We start from the raw sequence: 20,681 nt of genomic DNA on the forward strand, positions 1-20,681 counted from the left end.
GCGGGTGAAGGTGTCATCCCCAAAATTGACTTTGGCTCCTGACAAGGGGCGGGCCCCTAGTCGGTCACCGTCCAGGTGCTGGATCCCGCCAGCAGGCCGGCCAGCTCGCCCCGCCCCTTCTGCTCCTCGGCAAGGGCCAGCTGGTCCGCCATCTGCACGTCGTAGACCTCCCGCCGCACGTCCCGCAGCACCCCGATCGGCGTGTGGTGCAGCAGGTCCGCATCGGCCAGCCGGGTCAGCGCGAACGCCGCCGTCGGACTGCTCGCGTGGGCGTCGTGGACGAGCGCCGTGCCCTCGCTCCGCGGAACGATCCGCAGCTCGCCGTCCGCCCCCCGCACCACGTGCCGGTCCGCGCCGGCCAGGATCGGCTGCCCGTGCTCCAGCCGGATGAGCGCCTCGTCCCGGGTGCCGGGCTCCTTGAGGACCTCGAACGCGCCGTCGTTGAAGATGTTGCAGTTCTGGTAGATCTCCACCAGCGCGGTGCCCTCGTGCTGCGCCGCGGCCCGCAGCACCGACTGCAGGTGCTGCCGGTCGGAGTCGATGGTCCGCGCCACGAAGCTCGCCTCCGCGCCGATCGCCAGCGAGAGCGGGTTGAAGGGCGCGTCCAGCGAGCCCATCGGCGTGGACTTGGTGATCTTCCCGACCTCGCTGGTCGGCGAGTACTGACCCTTCGTCAGTCCGTAGATCCGGTTGTTGAACAGCAGGATCTTCAGATTGACGTTCCGGCGCAGCGCGTGGATCAGGTGGTTGCCGCCGATCGACAGCGCGTCGCCGTCGCCCGTCACCACCCAGACCGACAGGTCGGGGCGGGACGCGGCCAGGCCGGTGGCGATCGCCGGGGCGCGGCCGTGGATCGAGTGCATCCCGTAGGTGTTCATGTAGTACGGGAAGCGCGAGGAGCAGCCGATGCCGGAGACGAAGACGGTGTTCTCCCGGCGGATGCCGAGCTCCGGCATGAAGGACTGGACGGCGGCCAGGATCGCGTAGTCCCCGCAGCCGGGACACCAGCGCACTTCCTGGTCGGTCTTGAAGTCCTTCGCGGACTGCGGGCCGTCGGCCTTGGGGACGAGCCGCAGCGCGGGGAAGTCGGTCATCGGGTCGCCTCCGCGTCGAGCGTGCCGATCGCCGCGTGCAGCACGTCGGCGAGTTGGGCGGCCTTGAACGGCAGGCCGCGCACCTGGTTGTAGGACTGGGCGTCGACGAGGTACTTCGCGCGCAGCAGCAGGGCGAGCTGTCCGAGGTTCATCTCGGGGACGATCACCCGCTCGTAGCGGCGCAGCACCGTGCCGAGGTTGGCCGGGAAGGGGTTGAGGTGGCGCAGGTGGGCCTGGGCGACCTGGCCGCCGTCCGCCCGTACCCGGCGCACCGCGGCGGTGATCGGGCCGTAGGTGGAGCCCCAGCCGAGCACCAGGACGCGGGCCTCGCCGCTCGGGTCGTCGACCTCGACGTCCGGCACCTCGATGCCGTCGATCTTGGCCTGCCGGGTGCGGACCATGAAGTCGTGGTTCGCGGGGTCGTAGGAGATGTTGCCGGTGCCGTCCTGCTTCTCGATGCCGCCGATCCGGTGCTCCAGACCGGGGGTGCCGGGCACCGCCCACGGGCGGGCGAGGGTGTGCGGGTCGCGCTGGTAGGGGCGGAAGGTGCCGTCGGCGCCGTTCGGCTCGGTGGCGAACTCCACGCGCAGGTCCGGCAGTTCCCCGACGTCCGGGATCTTCCACGGCTCGGAGCCGTTGGCCAGGTAGCCGTCGGAGAGCAGGAAGACCGGGGTGCGGTAGGTGAGCGCGATCCGGGCGGCGTCGAGCGCGGCGTCGAAGCACTCGGCGGGCGTCGCGGGGGCCACGATCGGCACCGGGGCCTCGCCGTTGCGGCCGAACATGGCCTGCAGCAGGTCGGCCTGCTCGGTCTTGGTCGGCAGGCCGGTGGACGGGCCGCCGCGCTGGATGTCGACCACCAGCAGCGGCAGTTCCAGCGACACCGCCAGACCGATGGTCTCCGACTTCAGCGCCACCCCCGGACCGGACGTGGTGGTCACGCCCAGCGCGCCGCCGAACGCCGCGCCGAGCGCCGCGCCGATGCCGGCGATCTCGTCCTCGGCCTGGAACGTCCGCACGCCGAAGTTCTTGTGCTTCGACAGCTCGTGCAGGATGTCCGAGGCCGGGGTGATCGGGTACGAGCCGAGGAACACCGGCAGCCCGGACCGCTCCCCCGCCGCGACCAGGCCGTACGACAGCGCCAGGTTCCCGGAGATGTTGCGGTACGTGCCGGCCGGCAGCTTGGCCGGCGGGACCTCGTAGGAGACCGCGAAGTCCTCGGTGGTCTCGCCGAAGTTCCAGCCCGCCCGGAACGCCGCCACGTTCGCCTCGGCGATCTGCGGCTTCTTCGCGAACTTCTGACGGAGGAACAGTTCGGTGCCGTGGGTGGGCCGGTGGTACATCCACGACAGCAGGCCGAGGGCGAACATGTTCTTCGCCCGCTCCGCGTCCTTGCGGGCCAGCCCGCTGTCCTTCAGCGCCTCCAGCGTCAGCGTGGTCAGCGGCACCGGGTGCAGCCGGAACGCCTCCAGCGAACCGTCGGCCAGCGGGTCCTTGTCGTACCCGACCTTCGCCAGCGCGCGCTTGGTGAACTCGTCGGTGTTGACGATGATCTCGGCGCCGGCCGGCAGGTCCGGCAGGTTCGCCTTCAGCGCCGCCGGGTTCATCGCCACCAGCACGTCGGGGGCGTCGCCGGGCGTCAGGATGTCGTGGTCGGCGAAGTGCAGCTGGAAGCTGGAGACACCCGGCAGGGTGCCTGCGGGGGCCCGGATCTCCGCCGGGAAGTTCGGCAGGGTCGACAGGTCGTTGCCGAACGCCGCCGTCTCCGAGGTGAAGCGGTCGCCGGTGAGCTGCATGCCGTCGCCGGAGTCCCCGGCGAACCGGATGATCACCCGGTCCAGCCGTCGGATCGGCTTGGGCGCCCGCCCGGACCCGTCCTGCGGGCCCGAACGGGGCGAGGCCGGGCCCGTCCGGCGCTCGCCGCCCGGGCCGTCCACTGCCTCTGACTGATCGACCTGACTGGTCACTGCCGCGGACCTCCTCGAAGGGGAGCCAGCAGCGGGCGTGAGCCGTGTGCCCCGTCCGCCTGGCGCACCAAGGAAATCCTAAACAGCTGACGCACCGCTGATAGGCAACTCGCGAAGACCGAAAATCGCGGGTCCTGGCCGGTCACGACTCCAAATACGCCAGCACCGCGAGAACCCGCCGGTGATCCTGCTGGCTCTGTCCCAAACCCAATTTCTGGAAGATGTTCGACACATGCTTCTCGACCGCACCGTCGGACACCACCAGTTGCTTGGCTATCGCGGCGTTGGTCCGGCCCTCCGCCATCAGCCCCAGCACCTCGCGCTCACGGGGCGTCAGATTCGCCAGCGTGTCCACCTGCCGGCTGCGGCTCAGCAGCTGCTGCACCACCTCCGGATCCAGCGCCGTCCCGCCCTGCGCGACCCGGGTCACCGCGTCGGCGAACTCCCGCACCTCCGCGACCCGGTCCTTCAGCAGGTAGCCCACGCCGCGGGTCGAACCCGCCAGCAGCTCACCCGCGTACTGCTCCTCCACGTGCTGCGACAGCACCAGCACACCCAGCTGCGGATACCGCTTGCGCAACTCCACGCACGCCCGCACCCCCTCGTCGGTGTGCGTCGGCGGCATCCGCACGTCCGCCACCACCACGTCCGGCAACGCGCCGCTCTCCTGCAGCCCGTCCACCGCCCGCAGCAGCGCGTCCCCGTCACCGACCCCCGCCACGACCTCCATCCCCCGGTCCGTCAGCAACCGCGTCAGCCCCTCCCGGAGCAGCACGGAATCCTCGGCGATCACCACACGCAACATGGGACGAACCCTAGCGCGACGCGCTGCGCGAGCGGACGGGCGCGAAAACAGGGGCGCGGGGAACTGCGCGACAAGCCGTGCACCAGTCCGCAAGGTCGCGAACTCGTGCAGGTCACTGTCCTACGTCGCGATCTTGCGGTGGGGCGCCTTCCGCTCCGCGCAGTTCCCCGCGCCCCTGGTGGTGCTCTCCCTGCTCCTCGCACCTCACATGGTGCGGATGGCCACCGTGTCGCACAGCTCCTGCAGCGCCGCCTTCGCCGGCCCGGCCGGCAGCGGGTCGAGCAGCGCACGCGCTTCCTCGGCGTAGCGCAGCGTCTCGCGGCGCGCCCGCTCCAGCGCCGGGTGCCGGCGCAGCAGGCGCAGGGCCTCGGCGTGGGCGTCGTCGTCGGACGCCAGGTCGGTGTCGAGGAGCTCGCGCAGCCGCGCGTCCTCGGGGTCGGCCGGGTCGACCGGCATCTGACGCAGCAGCAGGACGGGCAGCGTGGGGACGCCCTCGCGCAGGTCGGTGCCGGGGGTCTTGCCGGACTCGTGGCCGTCGCTGGCGATGTCGAGGACGTCGTCGGCGAGCTGGAACGCGGTGCCGATGCGCTCGCCGTACTGGGTGAGCAGGTCGACGATCCAGGGCTCGGCGCCGGCCATCATGGCGCCGAAGCGGCAGGAGACGGCGATCAGCGAGCCGGTCTTGCCGGACAGCACGTCCAGGTAGTGGCGCAGCGGGTCGTCCTCGGGGCGGGGCCCCATGGTCTCCAGGATCTGGCCGGTGACCAGCCGTTCGAAGGCGTCGGCCTGGACCCGGACGGCCTCGGGGCCGAGGTCGGAGAGCACCTGGGAGGCGCGGGAGAACAGGAAGTCGCCGGTGAGGATGGCGACCGAGTTGTCCCAGCGGCTGTTGGCGCTGGGGGCGCCGCGCCGCACGGGGGCCTCGTCCATCACGTCGTCGTGGTACAGCGTCGCGAGGTGTGTCAGTTCGACCACCACTGCGGACGGCACCACGCCGGGCGCGCCGGGGTCGCCGAACTGGGCGGCGAGCATCACCAGCAGCGGCCTGAACCGCTTCCCCCCGGCCTCGATGAGGTGGCTGGCGGTCACCGTGATGAAGGGCACGTCGCACTTGACGGCCTCGATCAGGGCGGCCTCCACGGCCTCCATCCCGGCCTGGACGTCGCGGGTCAGATCGCGGTCCTGCACGCTCAGCCCGAAGGGCCCCACGACGGTCACGCTGACCACTCCTGTCCCTGGTCGATCCAGCGGGCCGGTCCCTCAGCGCCGCCGATGCACATACAAGGCAGCGTATCCGGTCCGGAGTGGATCACTGCACGGGCATGGTCCTTCCTCCCCTGGTGGCGGGAGGTGGGCCCGGGCCGGACCTGCCTCCCGCACCGGGGAACGATCAACGGATGAAGACCGAGGCCTTGGTGGCCAGGTCGAGGAAGTACTGCGGGAGCAGACCCAGGCCCAGGGTGACCAGGACGCCGAAGGCGATGGTGGTGGCGGTGAGGGCGCTGGGGACGGCGACCGCGGGGCCGGAGGGCTGGGGGTCGGAGAAGAACATCAGGACGATGACGCGGATGTAGAAGAAGGCGGCGATCGCGGAGGACAGCACACCGACGATGACCAGCGGGGTGGCGCCGCCGCCGGCCGCGGCCTGGAAGACGGCGAACTTTCCGGTGAAGCCGGAGGTGAGCGGGATGCCCGCGAAGGCCAGCAGGAACAGGGCGAACACCGCGGCGAGGAGCGGGGAGCGGCGGCCCAGGCCGGCCCAGTTGGACAGGTGGGTGGCCTCGCCCTTGGAGTCGCGGACCAGGGTGACGACGGCGAACGCGCCGAGGGTGACGAAGGAGTAGGCGAGCAGGTAGAAGAGGACGGCGGCGACGCCGCGCCGGTCGGTGGCGATCAGGCCGGTCAGGATGAAGCCGGCGTGCGCGACCGAGGAGTAGGCGAGGAGGCGCTTCACGTCCTGCTGGGTGACGGCGAGGATCGAGCCGACCACCATGGTGAGGATCGCGACGCCCCACATGACGGGCCGCCAGTCCCAGCGGATGCCGGGGAAGGCGACGTAGAACAGCCGCAGCAGCGCGCCGAACGCGGCGGTCTTGGTGGCGGCCGCCATGAACCCGCTGACGGGGGTGGGCGCGCCCTGGTAGACGTCCGGCGTCCAGGAGTGGAACGGCACCGCGCCGACCTTGAACAGCAGGCCGACGGCGAGCATGGCCAGGCCGATCAGCAGCAGCGCGTCGTTCTGGGTGGTGACGGCGAGCGCCGGGGTGACGGGGGCGGTGCCGGCGACCACGTCGGCGATCTCGCCGAGCCGGAGGGTGCCCGCGTAGCCGTAGACCAGCGCGGTGCCGAACAGGAAGAACGCGGAGGCGAACGCGCCGAGCAGGAAGTACTTGACGGCGGCCTCCTGCGAGAGCAGGCGGCGGCGCCGGGCGATCGCGCACATCAAGTACAGCGGCAGCGACAGCACTTCGAGCGCCACGAACATGGTGAGCAGGTCGTTGGAGGCGGGGAAGAGCAGCATGCCGCCGACCGCGAACAGGGTGAGCGGGTAGATCTCGGTGGTCCGCAGGCCCTCGCGGGTGGCTTCGCGCTCCTGTTCGCCGCCGGGGACGGCGGCGGCCTGCGCGGCGAACGCGTCGATCCGGTGGCCGTTGATGCGCGGCTCCAGCCGGCCCTCGGCGTAGGTGAGGACGGCGAGGACGGTGGTCAGCAGGATGACGCCCTGCAGGAACAGCGCGGGCCCGTCGATGGCGACCGAGCCCATCGCCAACAGGCCCGCCCTGGTGGAGGCGTGGCCCTGGGCGGCGAGCACCACCACGGCGACGAAGCCGCCGACCAGGCCGACCAACGAGATGCCGAGCTGGGTGGCGGCGCGCAGCCGCCGCGGCAGGAACGCCTCGGCCAGGATGCCGACCAGTGCGGCGCCGAACACCACGAGCATCGGCGAGAGCTGGCCGTACTCGATGTGCGGGGCGGGGATGCTCGGACTGTTGCCGCCGGCGGCGGCCAGCACGTGGGTGGAGATCACTTCTGCTCACCTCCGTTGGTGGCGGCGACCGGGTGGGCGGGCGCGGGATCGATGCGGTGGACCTGGCTGAGGGTGTCGTTCACGGCGGGGTTCACGATCCGGGTGAGCGACTGCGGGTAGACGCCGAGCAGCAGGGTGAGGGCCACCAGCGGCGCGACGACGGCGAGTTCACGGGCCTTCAGGTCGGGCATGCCCGTGACGGACTCCTTCACCGGGCCGGTCATGGTGCGCTGGTACAGCATCAGCGCGTACAGCGCGGCCAGCACGATGCCGAAGGTGGCGATGATGCCGATCACCGGGTAGCGGGTGAACGTGCCGACCAGGACCAGGAATTCGCTGACGAACGGGGCCAGGCCAGGCAGCGACAGGGTGGCCAGGCCGCCGATCAGGAAGGTGCCCGCCAGGACGGGGGCGACCTTCTGCACGCCGCCGTAGTCGGCGATCAGCCGCGAGCCGCGGCGGGAGATCAGGAAGCCCGCCACCAGCATCCACGCGGCGGTGGAGATGCCGTGGTTGACCATGTAGAGGGTGGCGCCGGACTGGCCCTGGCTGGTCATCGCGAAGATGCCCATGATGATGAACCCGAAGTGCGAGATGGACGCGTAGGCGACCAGCCGCTTGATGTCCTTCTGGCCGATGGCGACCAGCGCGCCGTAGACGATGCCGATCAGCGACAGCACCAGGATCGCCGGGGCGAAGGTCTTGGAGGCGTCCGGGAACAGGCCGAGGCAGAACCGGAGCATCGCGAAGGTGCCGACCTTGTCGACGACCGCCGTGATCAGGACGGCGGTTCCGGCGGTGGACTCGCCCATCGCGTTCGGCAGCCAGGTGTGCAGCGGCCACAGCGGGGCCTTCACCGCGAAGGCGAAGAAGAAGCCGAGGAACAGCGCGCGCTGCGCGGTCGGGTCGATCACCAGCTTGCCGGAGGAGATCGCGTCGGTCAGCGCGGGCAGGCTGAACGTCGCCTGACCCTGGTCGCCGGCCACCACGTACAGGCCGATCACGGCGGCCAGCATGACCAGTCCGCCGAGCAGGTTGTACAGCAGGAACTTGACCGCCGCGTACGAGCGTTGGCGGGCCGAGTCGGGTCCGCCGGCCCGGTCGCCGAAGCCGCCGATCAGGAAGTACATCGGGATCAGCATGGCTTCGAAGAACACGTAGAACACGAACACGTCGGTGGCCAGGAAGGACACCAGCACCATCGCCTCGACGGCGAGGATCAGGGCGAAGAAGCCCTGGGTGCGGCGCTTGGACTCGAAGGAGCCCTCGGGGGCGGCCGGGTCGGCGTCGTGCCAGCCGGCCAGCATCACCAGCGGCACCAGCACGGCGGTGAGCAGCGCCAGCACGGTGCCGATGCCGTCCGCGCCGAGCGAGAAGCTGATCCCGAAGGACCGGATCCAGCTGTAGGACTCGGTCAACTGGTAGCGGGGGCCGTCGGGATCGAAGGCGGCGGCGACCGCGATCGCCAGGCCCAGGGTGGCCGCCGAGACCGCGAGCGCGACGGCCTTGGTGGTGCGCCGCCGGGCCTCGCCGGTGCCGGCCGGGAGGGCAGCGGTGAGCACTGCTCCGGCGGCCGGGACGGCACAGGTGGCGGAGAGGAGGTAGCTCATCAGACCGACCTCATCAGGAGAGTGGAGGCGACCAGCACCAGCGTGCCGCCGAACATGGAGAGCGCGTACGTCCGGACGTATCCGGTCTGGATCCGGCGCAGCCGGCCGGACAGGCCGCCGATGGCGGCGGCCAGGCCGTTGACGAAACCGTCCAGGCCCTTGCTGTCGAACCAGACCAGGGTGGCGGCGAGCGCCGAGCCGGGCCGGACCAGGACGGCGTGGTTGAAGTCGTCCTGCAGCAGGTCGCGGCGGGCGGCCCGGGTGAGCAGCGAGCCGACCGGCGCCTTCACCGGGACGGGGCCGCGGCCGTACATGACGTAGGCCAGGCCGACGCCGGCCAGCATGCAGACGGTGGCGATGACGCTGACCACGTACGAGTTGAACGGCGGGTGGCCCTCCTGGTGGCCGGTGACCGGCTCCAGGAACTTCAGGAAGGAGCTGCCGAGGGTGAACAGGCCGCCGGCGAACACCGAGCCGAAGGCCAGCACGATCATCGGGACGGTCATGGTCTTCGGGGACTCGTGCGGGTGCGGCAGGTTGCCGTCCCCGTCGGGCTGCCAGCGCTTCTCGCCGAAGAAGGTGAGCAGCACCACCCGGGTCATGTAGAACGCGGTGATCACGGCGCCGGTCAGCGCGCACAGGCCGAGGATCCAGCCCTCGGCGCCGCCCTTGGCGAACGCCGCGTCGATGATCTTGTCCTTCGACCAGAAGCCGGACAGCAGCGGGAAGCCGATGAGCGCGCCGGTGCCGAGCAGGAAGGTCCAGAAGGTGACCGGCATGTACTTGCGCAGCCCGCCGTAGTGCCGCATGTTCACCTCGTCGTTCATGCCGTGCATGACCGACCCGGCGCCGAGGAACAGCCCGGCCTTGAAGAAGCCGTGGGTGACCAGGTGCATGATCGCGAAGGCGTAGCCGATCGGGCCGAGGCCGGCCGCCATGATCATGTAGCCGATCTGCGACATGGTCGAGCCGGCCAGCGCCTTCTTGATGTCGTCCTTGGCGCAACCGACGATCGCACCGAACACCAGCGTCACCGCGCCGACCACCACGACGGCGGTCTGCGCGTCGGGGGCCAGGTTGAAGATCGCCGCGGAGCGGGTGATCAGGTAGACGCCGGCGGTGACCATGGTGGCGGCGTGGATCAGCGCGGAGACCGGGGTCGGGCCCTCCATCGCGTCGCCCAGCCAGGACTGCAGCGGGACCTGCGCGGACTTGCCGCAGGCGGCGAGCAGCAGCATCAGGGCGATCGCGGTGAGCTTGCCCTGGCTCGCGTCGCCGGCCGCGCCGAACACCGGGCCGAAGGCGAACGAGCCGAACTCGGCGAACATCAGCATGATCGCGATGGACAGGCCCATGTCGCCGACCCGGTTGACGATGAACGCCTTCTTGGCGGCCGTCGCGGCGCTCGGCTTGTGCTGCCAGAACCCGATCAGCAGGTAGGACGCCAGGCCGACGCCCTCCCAACCGACGTACAGCAGCAGGTAGTTGTCGGCCAGCACCAGGATCAGCATGGCGGCCAGGAACAGGTTCAGGTAGCCGAAGAACCGGCGGCGGCGCTCGTCGTGCGCCATGTAGCCCACCGAGTAGAGGTGGATCAACGAGCCGACGCCGGTGATCAACAGCACGAAGACGATGGACAGTTGGTCGAGCTGGAAGGAGATGTCGGCCTGGAAGCCGTCCACCGGGATCCAGGTGTACAGCCGCTCGACGACGGCGCGGTGCTCGGCGTCACGGCCGAGCATGTCCGCGAACAGGGCGAGGCCGAAGGCGAAGGACAGCGCCGCGAGTGCGGTCGCGATCCAGTGCCCGAACCGGTCCAGGGCCCGTCCGCCGAGCAGCAGCAGGGCAGCGCCGGCCAGCGGCGCCGCGACCAGCAGCGGAATGAGAGAGTTCACTGAAGGGCCCTCCGCCTACAGCTTCATCAGGTTGCTGTCGTCGACCGAAGCGGAGTGCCTGGTCCGGAAGATGGAGACGATGATGGCGAGGCCGACCACGACCTCGGCCGCCGCGACCACCATCGTGAAGAACGCGAGGATCTGACCGTCCAGGTTGCCGTGCAGCCGGGAGAACGTGACCAGCGCCAGGTTCGAGGCGTTCAGCATCAGCTCCACGCACATGAACAGCACGATCGCGTTGCGGCGGATCAGCACGCCCGAGGCGCCGATGGTGAACAGCAGCGCGGCCAGGTACAGGTAGTTGACCGGGTTCACTCCGCCTCCTCCTTGGTCGGGGTCGGCACGGTCTCCAGTGCCTGGCGGGGCCCGGCCACCTGCGGGCGGGCGGAGGACGGCCGGCCGAGCCAGTCGGCGGTGGTCTCCTCCAGTTCGGCCATCCGCTGCAGCATCTCCTGGCTGACGTCGCGGATCTGGCCGCGCTCGCGCAGGGTGCCCATCACCGAGTCCTCGGCGACGGTGCCGTCGGGCAGCAGCGCCGGGATGTCCACCGCGTTGTGCCGGGCGTACACGCCGGGGGCGGGCAGCGGCGGCACCTGGATGTTGTCCTTGACGCGCTGTGCGGCCAGTTGACGCTGGGTCATCCGCTCGCGGATCTTCTCGCGGTGGGTCAGCACCATGGCGCCGATCGCCGCGGTGATCAGCAGCGCGCCGGTCACCTCGAACGCCCACACGTACTTGGTGAAGATCAGCTTGGCCAGGCCCTGCACGTTGCCCTCGGCGTTCGCCTCGGACAGGCCGGTGAAGTGCGACAGCTTCGCGTTCGCCAGGCCGGCGATCAGCAGCACGCCGAAGCCGACGCCGCAGAGCACGGCGGCGACCCGCTGGCCCTTCAGCTGCTCCTTCAGCGAGTCCTCCGAGGAGACGCCGACCAGCATCACCACGAACAGGAACAGCATCATGATCGCGCCGGTGTAGACCACGATCTGCACCACGCCCAGGAACACCGCGCCCTGCGCCAGGTAGCAGACCGCCAGCGACAGCATGGTCGCGGCCAGGCAGAGCGCCGAGTGCACCGCCTTCTTCATCAGCAGCATGCCGAGCGCCCCGCCGACCGCGATCACGGCCAGCACCCAGAACTGCACGGCCTCGCCGGTGGAGGTCATGACTGCGCCTCCTTGTCGCGCGCGTGCTTCTCCTGCTGCACGGTGCCCGGCGCGGCGCCGGTGATCTCGCCCCGGTAGTACGCGCCCTCGTCGGCGCCCGGGAAGATCGAGTGCGGCGAGTCGACCATGCCCTCGGTCAGCCCGACCAGCAGCTGCTCCTTGGTGAAGATCAGGTCCTGCCGGCTGGAGTCGGCCAGCTCGTACTCGTTGGTCATGGTGAGCGCCCGGGTCGGGCAGGCCTCGATGCACAGCCCGCACAGGATGCAGCGGGCGTAGTTGATCTGGTAGACCGCGCCGTAGCGCTCGCCGGGCGAGTAGCGCTCGTCGTCGCGGTTGTCGGCGCCCTCGACGTAGATCGCGTCGGCGGGGCAGGCCCAGGCGCACAGCTCGCAGCCGATGCACTTCTCCAGGCCGTCCGGGTGCCGGTTCAGCTGGTGGCGGCCGTGGAAGCGCGGAGCGGTGGGCTTCTTGCACTCCGGGTACTGCTCGGTGAGCCGCTTCTTGAACATGGCCTTGAAGGTCACGCCGAAGCCGGCGGCCGGCCCGAGGACCGACTTCTCCGAGGATTCGTCAGACATGGCTGGGCTCAGCTCCCTTCGGAATGGTCGGCCCCGTTGAGGGCGTCCTGGAGTTGCGGGGTCCGGCGACGGCGGCGCGGGACGGGCGGCAGTTCCTGACCGGGCAGCGGCGGCACCGGGTAGCCGCCGGCCATCGGGTCGAAGGCCGCGGGCGGGGCGGCGGCGGGCGGCTCCTCGGGCTTCTTCCGCACCAGGTCGGCCACCAGCGCGATCACCAGGACCGCCGCCAGCGGGGCGCCCACGTACAGCAGCACCTTGGTGAAGTCGTAGCCCTCGTTGCGCAGCGCCCGCACCGCCGACACCATCACCAGCCACACCAGGGAGACCGGGATGAGCACCTTCCAGCCGAGCTTCATGAACTGGTCGTAGCGCAGCCGGGGCAGCGTGCCGCGCAGCCAGATGAAGAAGAACAGCAGCAGCTGGATCTTCAGCACGATCCACAGCATCGGCCACCAGCCGTGGTTGGCCCCCGCCCAGAAGGTGGAGATCGGCCACGGGGCCCGCCAGCCGCCGAGGAACAGCGTCGAGGCGACCGCCGAGACGGTGACCATGTTGACGTACTCGGCCAGCATGAACATCGCGAACTTCAGCGAGGAGTACTCGGTGTTGAAGCCGCCGACCAGCTCGCCCTCGGCCTCCGGGAGGTCGAACGGGGCGCGGTTGGTCTCGCCGACCATGGCGATGATGTAGACGATGAACGACACCGGCAGCAGCACCGCGAACCAGGTCGGCTGCTGCGAGGCGACGATCTCCGAGGTCGACATCGAACCCGAGTAGATGAACACCGCCGCGAACGACAGGCCCATCGCGATCTCGTAGCTGATCATCTGGGCGGACGAGCGGATGCCGCCGAGCAGCGGGTACGTCGAGCCGGACGACCAGCCGGCCAGCACGATGCCGTAGATGCCCACCGAGGCGGTGGCCAGGATGTACAGCAGCGCGATCGGCAGGTCGGTGAGCTGCAGCGGGGTGCGGGTGCCGAAGATCGACACCTCGTTGCCGGCCGGGCCGAACGGGATCACCGCGAACGCCATGAACGCGGGGATCGCCGCGACGATCGGCGCCAGGATGTAGACCGCCTTGTCGGCGCCCTTGACCACCAGGTCTTCCTTCAGCGCCAGCTTCACGCCGTCGGCCAGCGACTGCAGCAGACCCCACGGACCGTGCCGGTTGGGGCCGATCCGCAGCTGCATCCAAGCGACGACCTTGCGCTCCCAGACGATCGCGATCAGCACCGTCAGCACCAGGAACGCGAAGCAGAACACCGCCTTCAGCAGCACCAGCCACCACGGGTCGCGGCCGAAGAAACCGAGGGTGTCGTACGCGGCAGCGACCATCGTGGGCTGCTGCGAAGCAAAGTCCAGCATCACGATTCCTCCGCCGGGGCGATGGTGACCAGGTGGCCGAGCGTGGTGCCGAGCGTGCGGTGCGCGCCGCCGCCGGGCGTCGAGTTGAGCGGCAGCCAGACCGTGCGGTCCGGCATCGCCTCAGTGACCTCCAGCGGCAGGGTCAGCGACCCGGCCGGGCCGGAGATCCGCAGCAGCGCGCCGGTGGCGCCGATCTCGGCGGCGGTGGCGGCGGACAGCCGGGCCACCACCGGGTGCCGGGTGCCGGCCAGGTGCTGGTCGCCGTCCTGCAGCGAGCCGTTGTCGAGCAGCATCCGGTGCCCGGCCAGCACGGCCTGCCCGGTCACCGGGCGGGGCAGCGTGCCGGGGTGCGCGCCGGGCGCGGCCGGGCGGTCGCCCTGCCACGGGGCGAAACGGTCCAGCTCCAGCCGGGCCGCCCGGACGTCGGGCAGGCCGATCGGCTTCTCCAGCGCGTCCGCGACCATGGACAGCACCCGGACGTCCGAGTGCAGGTGGCGGCCCATCAGCTGGTCGGGCTTGATGGCCGGTTCGAACATCCGGACCCGGCCCTCCCAGTCCAGGAAGGTGCCGGCCTTCTCGGCGACGGCGGCGACCGGCAGCACCACGTCGGCGCGCGCCGTCACCGCGGACGGGCGAAGCTCCAGCGAGAGCACGAACTCGGCGCTCTCCAGGGCCTGTTCGGCGAGCGCCGGGTCCGGCAGGTCGTCCAGGCCGACGCCGCCGACCACCAGCGCGTCCAGTTCGCCCGCGACGGCGGCGGCCAGGATCCGGCCGGTGTCGCGACCGGGGGCCGCGGGCAGCTCGTCGACGCCCCAGTGCGCGGCGGCCTCGGCGCGCGCGGCGGGCACCTCGACGGCCCGGCCGCCGGGCAGCAGCCCGGGCAGCGCGCCGGCCTCGACCGCGCCGCGCTCACCGGCCCGGCGCGGCACCCAGGCGAGCTTCGCCCCGGTGGTCTGCGCCAGGCCCAGCGCGGCGGTCAGGCCGCCGGCGGTCTGGGCGAGCCGTTCGCCGACCAGGATCACCGCGCCCGGGGAGCGCAGCGCGTCCGCGCAACGGCCCGCGTCGTCGGCGAGCACCTCGTCGCCCGCGAGCGCGCCGAGCCACTCGGCCTCGGTGCCGGGGGCGGCGGGCAGCAGCGCGCCGTGCAGCTTGGCGAGGCCCCGGGTGGCGTGCGAGGCGATCGAGAACACCCGCAGTCCGCTCGCCCGGTTGGCCTTGCGCAGCCGCAGGAAGACGATCGGCGCCTCCTCCTCGGCCTCCAGTCCGGCCAGCAGCACGGCCGGTGCGGCCTCCAGCTCGCGGTACGTCACGCCGCCGCCGTCCAGGTCCACGCCCTGCCCGGCGACGGCGGCGGCCAGGAACTCGGCCTCCTCGCCGCTGTGCGGGCGGGAGCGGAAGTCGACGTCGTTGGTGCCGAGCGCGAGGCGCGCGAACTTGCCCCAGCCGTAGGCGTCCTCGACGGTGGCCCGGCCGCCGACCAGCGCCGCGGCCCGCTTGCCGCGCAGCCCCTCGGCGACCCGGGCGAGCGCCTCCGGCCAGGACACGGCGACGAGTTCGCCGTCCTGCCGGACCATCGGCGAGGTGAAGCGGTCACGCTGCTGCGCGTACCGGAACGCGAACCGGCCCTTGTCGCAGTTCCACTCCTCGTTGACCTCCGGCTCGTTGCCGGCCAGCCGCCGCATCACCTTGCCGCGCCGGTGGTCGGTGCGCTGCCCGCAGCCCGCCGAGCAGTGCTCGCACACGGACGGCGAGGACACCAGGTCGAACGGGCGGGAGCGGAACCGGTAGGCGGCGGAGGTGAGCGCGCCGACCGGGCAGATCTGGATGGTGTTGCCGGAGAAGTACGAGTCCAGCGGCTGGTCGTCGCCGGTGCCGACCTGCTGGAGCGCGCCGCGCTCGACCAGGTCGATGAACGGGTCGCCGGCGATCTGCTGCGAGAACCGGGTGCAGCGCGCGCACAGCACGCACCGCTCGCGGTCCAGCAGCACCTGGGTGGAGAGCGGGATCGGCTTCTCGTACGTCCGCTTCACGCCCTCGAACCGGGACTCCGCGGCGCCGTTGGTCATCGCCTGGTTCTGCAGCGGGCATTCGCCGCCCTTGTCGCAGACCGGGCAGTCCAGCGGGTGGTTGATCAGCAGCAGCTCCATCACGCCGTGCTGCGCCTTCTCGGCGACCGGCGAGGACAGCTGGGTGCGCACCACCATGCCCTCGGCGACCGGGATGGTGCAGGAGGCGACCGGCTTGCGCTGTCCCTCGACCTCCACGATGCACTGGCGGCACGCCCCGGCGGGGTCGAGCAGCGGGTGGTCGCAGAAGCGCGGGATCTGGGTGCCGATCTGCTCGGCGGCGCGGATCACCAACGTGCCCTTGGGGACGCTGACTTCGACGCCGTCGATGGTGAGCGTGACCAGCTCGGTCTGGGTGGAGGAAGGCTCCGTGACCGTCACGCGTGCACCTCCCTCTCGGTGGCGGACTCGTGGACGGAGGCCCGGTCGGCCCAGACGGTGGAGGCCGCCGGGTCGAACGGGCAGCGGTGTTCGTTGATGTGCTGCTCGTACTCGGCGCGGAAGTGCTCCAGCGAGGAGACGATCGGGCTGGCGGCGCCGTCGCCCAGTGCGCAGAAGGACTTGCCGTTGATGTTGTCGGCGATGTCCAGCAGCTTCTCCAGGTCGCCGGGCACGCCCTGGCCGGCCTCGATCCGCTTCAGCAGCTGGACCAGCCAGTAGGTGCCCTCCCGGCAGGGGGTGCACTTGCCGCAGGACTCGTGGGCGTAGAACTCGGTCCACCGGGTGACGGCCCGCACCACGCAGGTGGTCTCGTCGAACACCTGCAGCGCCTTGGTGCCGAGCATCGAGCCGGCCGCGCCGACGCCCTCGTAGTCGAGCGGGACGTCGAGGTGCTGGTCGGTGAACATCGGGGTGGACGAGCCGCCCGGCGTCCAGAACTTGAGGCGGTGCCCGGACCGGACGCCGCCGGTGATCTCCAGCAGCTGGCGGAGCGTGATGCCCAGCGGGGCCTCGTACTGGCCGGGGTTGGTGACGTGCCCGGACAGCGAGTACAGCGTGAAGCCGGGCGACTTCTCGGTGCCCAGCGACTTGAACCAGTCCTTGCCGCGGGCCAGGATCGGCGGCACCGAGGCGATCGACTCGACGTTGTTGACCACCGTCGGGCAGGCGTACAGGCCGGCGATCGCCGGGAACGGCGGGCGCAGCCGGGGCTGGCCGCGGCGGCCCTCCAGCGAGTCCAGCAGCGCGGTCTCCTCGCCGCAGATGTACGCGCCGGCGCCCGCGTGCACGGTGATGTCCAGGTCGATGCCCTCGCCGAGGGCGTCCTTGCCGAGGAACCCGGCCTCGTACGCCTCGGCGACCGCCGCCTGGAGGCGGCGCAGCACCGGGACGACCTCGCCGCGCAGGTAGATGAAGGCGTGGTTGCAGCGGATCGCGTAGGAGGCGATCGCCATGCCCTCGATCAGCGAGTGCGGGTTGGCGAACAGCAGCGGGATGTCCTTGCAGGTGCCCGGCTCGGACTCGTCGGCGTTGACCACCAGGTAGTGCGGCTTGCCGTCGTTCTGCGGGATGAACTGCCACTTCATGCCGGTGGGGAAGCCCGCGCCGCCGCGGCCGCGCAGACCGGAGTCCTTGACCAGGGCGATCACCTCGTCCGGGGCCATCGCCAGGGCGGCCCGCAGGCCGTCGTAGCCGCCGTGCCGGCGGTAGGTGTCGAGGGTCCAGGGGCGGTGGTCGTCCCAGGACGCGGAGAGGACCGGGGAGAGCAGCTTCTCGGCCGGCTCGGCGGAGGTCATCACGCTTCCGTCCCTTCGTGCCGGGGGGAGACCACCTTGGCGCCCGGGGTGCCGGGCAGCGCCTCGCCCTTGGCCAGCCGCAGGCCGGCCAGCGAGGGCGCGCCGCCGGCCCCGGACTCGTCGACCGCGCCCTCGCGCGGGTCGGCGAAGCCGGCCAGGATCCGGGAGGTCTCCTTGAACGAGCAGAGCTTCGCGCCGCGGGTCGGCCGGACCTCTTCGCCGGCCCGTAGCCGGTCCACCAACTCCCGTGCGGATTGCGGCGTCTGGTTGTCGAAGAACTCCCAGTTCACCATCACCACGGGCGCGTAGTCGCAGGCCGCGTTGCACTCGATCCGCTCGATCGAGATGGCGCCGTCCTCGGTGGTCCGGTTGTTCTCGATCTCCAGGTGCTGCTTCAGCTCGTCGAAGATCTGGTCGCCGCCGAGCACCGCGCACAGCGTGTTGGTGCAGACCCCGACGTGGTGCTCGCCGGCCGGGCGGCGGCGGTACATGGTGTAGAAGGTGGCGACCGCGGTGACCTCTGCGGTGGTGAGGTCCAACTGCTCGGCGCAGAACCGGATTCCGGTGGAGGAGACGTAGCCCTCCTCGGCCTGCACCAGGTGCAGCAGCGGCAGCAGCGCGGAGCGGGAGTGCGGGTAGCGGGCGATCAGTTCGGCGGCGTCGGCGGCCAGTCGCTGCGCGACCTCCGGCGGGTAGGGCTTGGCCGGCAGCGCCGGCAGGCCGAGTTCTGTGCTGCTCACCGGTCCACGCCTCCCATCACCGGGTCGATCCCGGCCACTGCCACGATCACGTCGGCCACCTGGCCGCCCTCGCACATCGCCGCCACCGTCTGCAGGTTGGTGAACGACGGGTCGCGGAAGTGCACCCGGTAGGGCCGGGTGCCGCCGTCGCTGACCACGTGCACGCCGAGCTCGCCCTTGGCCGACTCGACGGCCGCGTACGCCTGGCCGACCGGCACCTTGAAGCCCTCGGTGACCAGCTTGAAGTGGTGGATCAGGGCCTCCATCGAGGTGCCCATGATCTTCCGGATGTGGTCCAGCGAGTTGCCCATGCCGTCGGGGCCGACGGCGAGTTGGGCGGGCCAGGCGATCTTCTTGTCGCCGACCATCACCGGTCCGGGCCTGAGCCGGTCCAGGCACTGCTCGACGATCCGCAGCGACTGCTTCATCTCCTCCAGGCGGATCACGAACCGCCCGTAGGAGTCGCAGCTGTCGGCCGTCGCGACGTCGAACTCGTAGTTCTCGTACCCGCAGTACGGGTCGGTCTTGCGCAGGTCGTGCGGCAGCCCGGTGGAGCGCAGGATCGGGCCGGTGGCGCCGAGCGCCAGGCAGCCGGGCAGGTCGAGGAAGCCGACGTCGACCAGGCGGGCCTTGAACACCGGGTTGTCGGCGGCGAGTTTGTCGTACTCGTGGGCCCGGGAGCGGAGCAGTTTGACGCTCTCGCGGATCTTGTCGACGGCGCCGGGCGGCAGGTCCTGGGCCAGGCCGCCGGGGCGGATGTAGGCGTGGTTCATCCGCAGGCCGGTGACCAGCTCGAAGATGTCCAGGATGACCTCGCGGTCGCGCAGGCCGTAGATCATCAGGGTGGTGGAGCCGATCTCCATACCGCCGGTGGCGAGGGCCACCAGGTGCGAGGAGATCCGATTCAGCTCCATCATCAGCACCCGGATCACGGACGCCCGTTCGGGGACGTCGGCGGTGATCCCGAGGAGCTTCTCCACGGCCAGGCAGTAGGCGGTCTCGTTGAACAGCGGAGTGAGGTAGTCCATCCGCGTCACGAACGTGGTGCCCTGCACCCAGTTGCGGAACTCCATGTTCTTCTCGATGCCGGTGTGCAGGTAGCCGATGCCGCAGCGGGCCTCGGTGACCGTCTCGCCGTCGATCTCCAGGATCAGCCGCAGCACGCCGTGGGTGGACGGGTGCTGCGGGCCCATGTTGACGATGATCCGCTCGTCGTCGGCGCCCGCGACGGCCTCGGCGACCTCGCCCCAGTCGCCACCGGTGACGGTGAACACCCGTCCCTCGGTGGTCTCCCTGGAGCCCGCTTCGTATTGTGTGCTGCTCATCAGGTGTACGACCTCCGCTGGTCGGGAGCCGGGATCTGGGCGCCCTTGTACTCGACGGGGATGCCGCCGAGCGGGTAGTCCTTGCGCTGCGGGTGCCCCAGCCAGTCGTCCGGCATCATGATCCGGGTGAGCGCCGGATGGCCCTCGAAGACCAGTCCGAAGAAGTCGTAGGTCTCCCGCTCGTGCCAGTCGTTGGTCGGGTAGACGTCCACCACGGACGGGATCCGCGGGTCCGCGTCGGGCGCGGTCACCTCGATCCGGATCAGCCGGCCGTGGGTGATCGACCGCAGGTGGTAGACCGCGTGCAGTTCCCGGCCCGCCTCGCTCGGGTAGTGCACGCCGCTGACGCCCAGGCACAGTTCGAACCGCAGCGCCGGGTCGTCGCGCAGGATCCGCACCGCCTTCAGCAGGTGCTCGCGGGCGACGTGGAAGGTCAGTTCGCCGCGGTCGACGACGGTCTTCTCGATCACGTCGTCGACGTCGAGGCCCTGCTCCTCCAGCGCGCCCTCGAACTCGTCGGCCACCTCGTCGAAGTAGCCCCCGTACGGGCGCTCGCTCGGGCCGGGCAGCACGATCGGGGCGTTCAGCCCGCCGAAGCCGGAGGTGTCGCCGGTGCCCTGCGCACCGAACATGCCCCGCCGGGTGCCGACCACCTCGACCGGGATCTCCCGCCTGGTCGCCGGGACTTCGGGCTTCTCGTTCTCGGCCTTGTCCTGCTCGCTCATCGCAGCAGCCCCCGCATCTCGCTGGTCGGGGTGGCCTGCAGCGCGAGGCGCTCGGCCTCCTCCTCGGCCCGGCGGCGGTTCACGCCGAGCTTCTCGTGCTGGATCTTGTCGTGCAGCTTCAGGATCGCGTCCATCAGCATCTCCGGGCGGGGCGGGCAGCCCGGCAGGTAGATGTCCACGGGGACGATGTGGTCGACGCCCTGGACGATCGCGTAGTTGTTGAACATGCCGCCGGAGGAGGCGCACACGCCCATCGAGATGACCCACTTGGGGTTCGGCATCTGGTCGTACACCTGGCGCAGCACCGGGGCCATCTTCTGGCTGACCCGGCCGGCCACGATCATCAGGTCGGCCTGCCGCGGCGAACCGCGGAACACCTCCATGCCGAACCGGGCCAGGTCGTAGCGGCCCGCGCCGGTGGTCATCATCTCGATCGCGCAGCAGGCGAGCCCGAAGGTGGCCGGGAAGACCGAAGCCTTCCGCACCCAGCCGGCGGCGGCCTCCACGCTGGTGAGCAGAAAGCCGCTCGGCAGCTTCTCCTCGATACCCATCAGTTCCCTCTCAATGCCTTCGAGTCCGGTGGCT

17 protein-coding genes are annotated in these 20,681 nt (G+C 70.9%); all 17 read right to left on the reverse strand.

The annotated features are described in order from the left end of the window. Window positions 1-56 precede the first annotated feature (56 nt). Window positions 57-1,094, reverse strand: a complete 1,038-nt coding sequence (locus CG736_RS19605; RefSeq protein WP_100587496.1) for a 2-oxoacid:ferredoxin oxidoreductase subunit beta — start codon at window positions 1,092-1,094, stop codon at window positions 57-59. After that, window positions 1,091-3,058 (reverse strand): 2-oxoacid:acceptor oxidoreductase subunit alpha, encoded by a 1,968-nt coding sequence (locus CG736_RS19610; protein ID WP_100587497.1) that lies wholly within the window; start codon window positions 3,056-3,058, stop codon window positions 1,091-1,093. Before CG736_RS19610 ends, CG736_RS19605 begins: the two co-directional genes overlap by 4 nt. A 142-nt stretch (window positions 3,059-3,200) precedes the next feature. Next, complete coding sequence (locus CG736_RS19615; protein WP_100587634.1) at window positions 3,201-3,860, reverse strand: response regulator transcription factor; 660 nt, start codon at window positions 3,858-3,860, stop codon at window positions 3,201-3,203. A gap of 207 nt (window positions 3,861-4,067) precedes the next feature. Next, window positions 4,068-5,081, reverse strand: a complete 1,014-nt coding sequence (locus CG736_RS19620) for a polyprenyl synthetase family protein (RefSeq protein WP_100587498.1) — start codon at window positions 5,079-5,081, stop codon at window positions 4,068-4,070. Between the two features lie 172 nt (window positions 5,082-5,253). Then, window positions 5,254-6,891: an NADH-quinone oxidoreductase subunit NuoN gene (nuoN, locus tag CG736_RS19625; protein ID WP_100587499.1), complete on the reverse strand. Its 1,638-nt coding sequence runs from the start codon at window positions 6,889-6,891 to the stop codon at window positions 5,254-5,256. After that, complete coding sequence (locus CG736_RS19630; protein ID WP_100587500.1) at window positions 6,888-8,501, reverse strand: NADH-quinone oxidoreductase subunit M; 1,614 nt, start codon at window positions 8,499-8,501, stop codon at window positions 6,888-6,890. The genes nuoN and CG736_RS19630 overlap by 4 nt, the downstream gene beginning before the upstream one ends. Next, window positions 8,501-10,396 (reverse strand): NADH-quinone oxidoreductase subunit L, encoded by a 1,896-nt coding sequence (gene nuoL / locus CG736_RS19635; protein ID WP_100587501.1) that lies wholly within the window; start codon window positions 10,394-10,396, stop codon window positions 8,501-8,503. Before nuoL ends, CG736_RS19630 begins: the two co-directional genes overlap by 1 nt. A gap of 15 nt (window positions 10,397-10,411) precedes the next feature. Beyond that, entirely contained in the window at window positions 10,412-10,711 is a 300-nt protein-coding gene (gene nuoK / locus CG736_RS19640) for an NADH-quinone oxidoreductase subunit NuoK (RefSeq protein ID WP_043915678.1), read from the reverse strand. After that, the gene (locus CG736_RS19645; protein ID WP_100587502.1) at window positions 10,708-11,559 is read right to left on the reverse strand and encodes an NADH-quinone oxidoreductase subunit J; all 852 of its coding nucleotides are present in this window, start codon (window positions 11,557-11,559) and stop codon (window positions 10,708-10,710) included. The genes nuoK and CG736_RS19645 overlap by 4 nt, the downstream gene beginning before the upstream one ends. Then, window positions 11,556-12,137, reverse strand: coding sequence for an NADH-quinone oxidoreductase subunit NuoI (gene nuoI / locus CG736_RS19650; RefSeq protein ID WP_043915676.1), 582 nt, complete (start codon window positions 12,135-12,137; stop codon window positions 11,556-11,558). The genes CG736_RS19645 and nuoI overlap by 4 nt, the downstream gene beginning before the upstream one ends. 8 nt (window positions 12,138-12,145) lie before the next feature. Next, on the reverse strand, window positions 12,146-13,504 hold the full coding sequence (gene nuoH, locus CG736_RS19655; protein ID WP_369880224.1) for an NADH-quinone oxidoreductase subunit NuoH: 1,359 nt from the start codon (window positions 13,502-13,504) through the stop codon (window positions 12,146-12,148). Continuing rightward, a complete protein-coding gene (locus CG736_RS19660) occupies window positions 13,504-15,951 on the reverse strand; it encodes an NADH-quinone oxidoreductase subunit G (protein ID WP_100587503.1) in 2,448 nt (815 codons plus the stop codon). The genes nuoH and CG736_RS19660 overlap by 1 nt, the downstream gene beginning before the upstream one ends. After that, on the reverse strand, window positions 15,948-17,306 hold the full coding sequence (gene nuoF, locus CG736_RS19665; protein ID WP_100587504.1) for an NADH-quinone oxidoreductase subunit NuoF: 1,359 nt from the start codon (window positions 17,304-17,306) through the stop codon (window positions 15,948-15,950). The genes CG736_RS19660 and nuoF overlap by 4 nt, the downstream gene beginning before the upstream one ends. Further along, window positions 17,306-18,046 (reverse strand): NADH-quinone oxidoreductase subunit NuoE, encoded by a 741-nt coding sequence (gene nuoE / locus CG736_RS19670; RefSeq protein WP_232734073.1) that lies wholly within the window; start codon window positions 18,044-18,046, stop codon window positions 17,306-17,308. Before nuoE ends, nuoF begins: the two co-directional genes overlap by 1 nt. Beyond that, window positions 18,043-19,371 carry an NADH-quinone oxidoreductase subunit D gene (locus CG736_RS19675; protein WP_100587505.1) on the reverse strand — a complete coding sequence of 443 codons (1,329 nt, stop codon included), beginning with the start codon at window positions 19,369-19,371 and terminating at the stop codon, window positions 18,043-18,045. The genes nuoE and CG736_RS19675 overlap by 4 nt, the downstream gene beginning before the upstream one ends. Continuing rightward, a complete protein-coding gene (locus CG736_RS19680; RefSeq protein ID WP_100587506.1) occupies window positions 19,371-20,096 on the reverse strand; it encodes an NADH-quinone oxidoreductase subunit C in 726 nt (241 codons plus the stop codon). The genes CG736_RS19675 and CG736_RS19680 overlap by 1 nt, the downstream gene beginning before the upstream one ends. Beyond that, a complete protein-coding gene (locus CG736_RS19685) occupies window positions 20,093-20,647 on the reverse strand; it encodes an NADH-quinone oxidoreductase subunit B family protein (RefSeq protein WP_043915670.1) in 555 nt (184 codons plus the stop codon). Before CG736_RS19685 ends, CG736_RS19680 begins: the two co-directional genes overlap by 4 nt. Between the last annotated feature and the right edge of the window lie 34 nt (window positions 20,648-20,681).

Source organism: Kitasatospora sp. CB02891 (genome assembly GCF_002803145.1).
Taxonomy (GTDB): domain Bacteria; phylum Actinomycetota; class Actinomycetes; order Streptomycetales; family Streptomycetaceae; genus Kitasatospora; species Kitasatospora griseola.

Coding starts and splice junctions, on each gene's coding strand:
- CG736_RS19605 (WP_100587496.1), bottom strand. CDS start 1,094: ATGACCGACTTCCCCGCGCTGCGGCTCGTCCCCAAGGCCGACGGCCCG.
- CG736_RS19630 (WP_100587500.1), bottom strand. CDS start 8,501: ATGAGCTACCTCCTCTCCGCCACCTGTGCCGTCCCGGCCGCCGGAGCA.
- CG736_RS19645 (WP_100587502.1), bottom strand. CDS start 11,559: ATGACCTCCACCGGCGAGGCCGTGCAGTTCTGGGTGCTGGCCGTGATC.
- nuoI (WP_043915676.1), bottom strand. CDS start 12,137: ATGTCTGACGAATCCTCGGAGAAGTCGGTCCTCGGGCCGGCCGCCGGC.
- nuoH (WP_369880224.1), bottom strand. CDS start 13,504: ATGCTGGACTTTGCTTCGCAGCAGCCCACGATGGTCGCTGCCGCGTAC.
- nuoF (WP_100587504.1), bottom strand. CDS start 17,306: ATGACCTCCGCCGAGCCGGCCGAGAAGCTGCTCTCCCCGGTCCTCTCC.
- CG736_RS19675 (WP_100587505.1), bottom strand. CDS start 19,371: ATGAGCAGCACACAATACGAAGCGGGCTCCAGGGAGACCACCGAGGGA.
- CG736_RS19680 (WP_100587506.1), bottom strand. CDS start 20,096: ATGAGCGAGCAGGACAAGGCCGAGAACGAGAAGCCCGAAGTCCCGGCG.
- CG736_RS19685 (WP_043915670.1), bottom strand. CDS start 20,647: ATGGGTATCGAGGAGAAGCTGCCGAGCGGCTTTCTGCTCACCAGCGTG.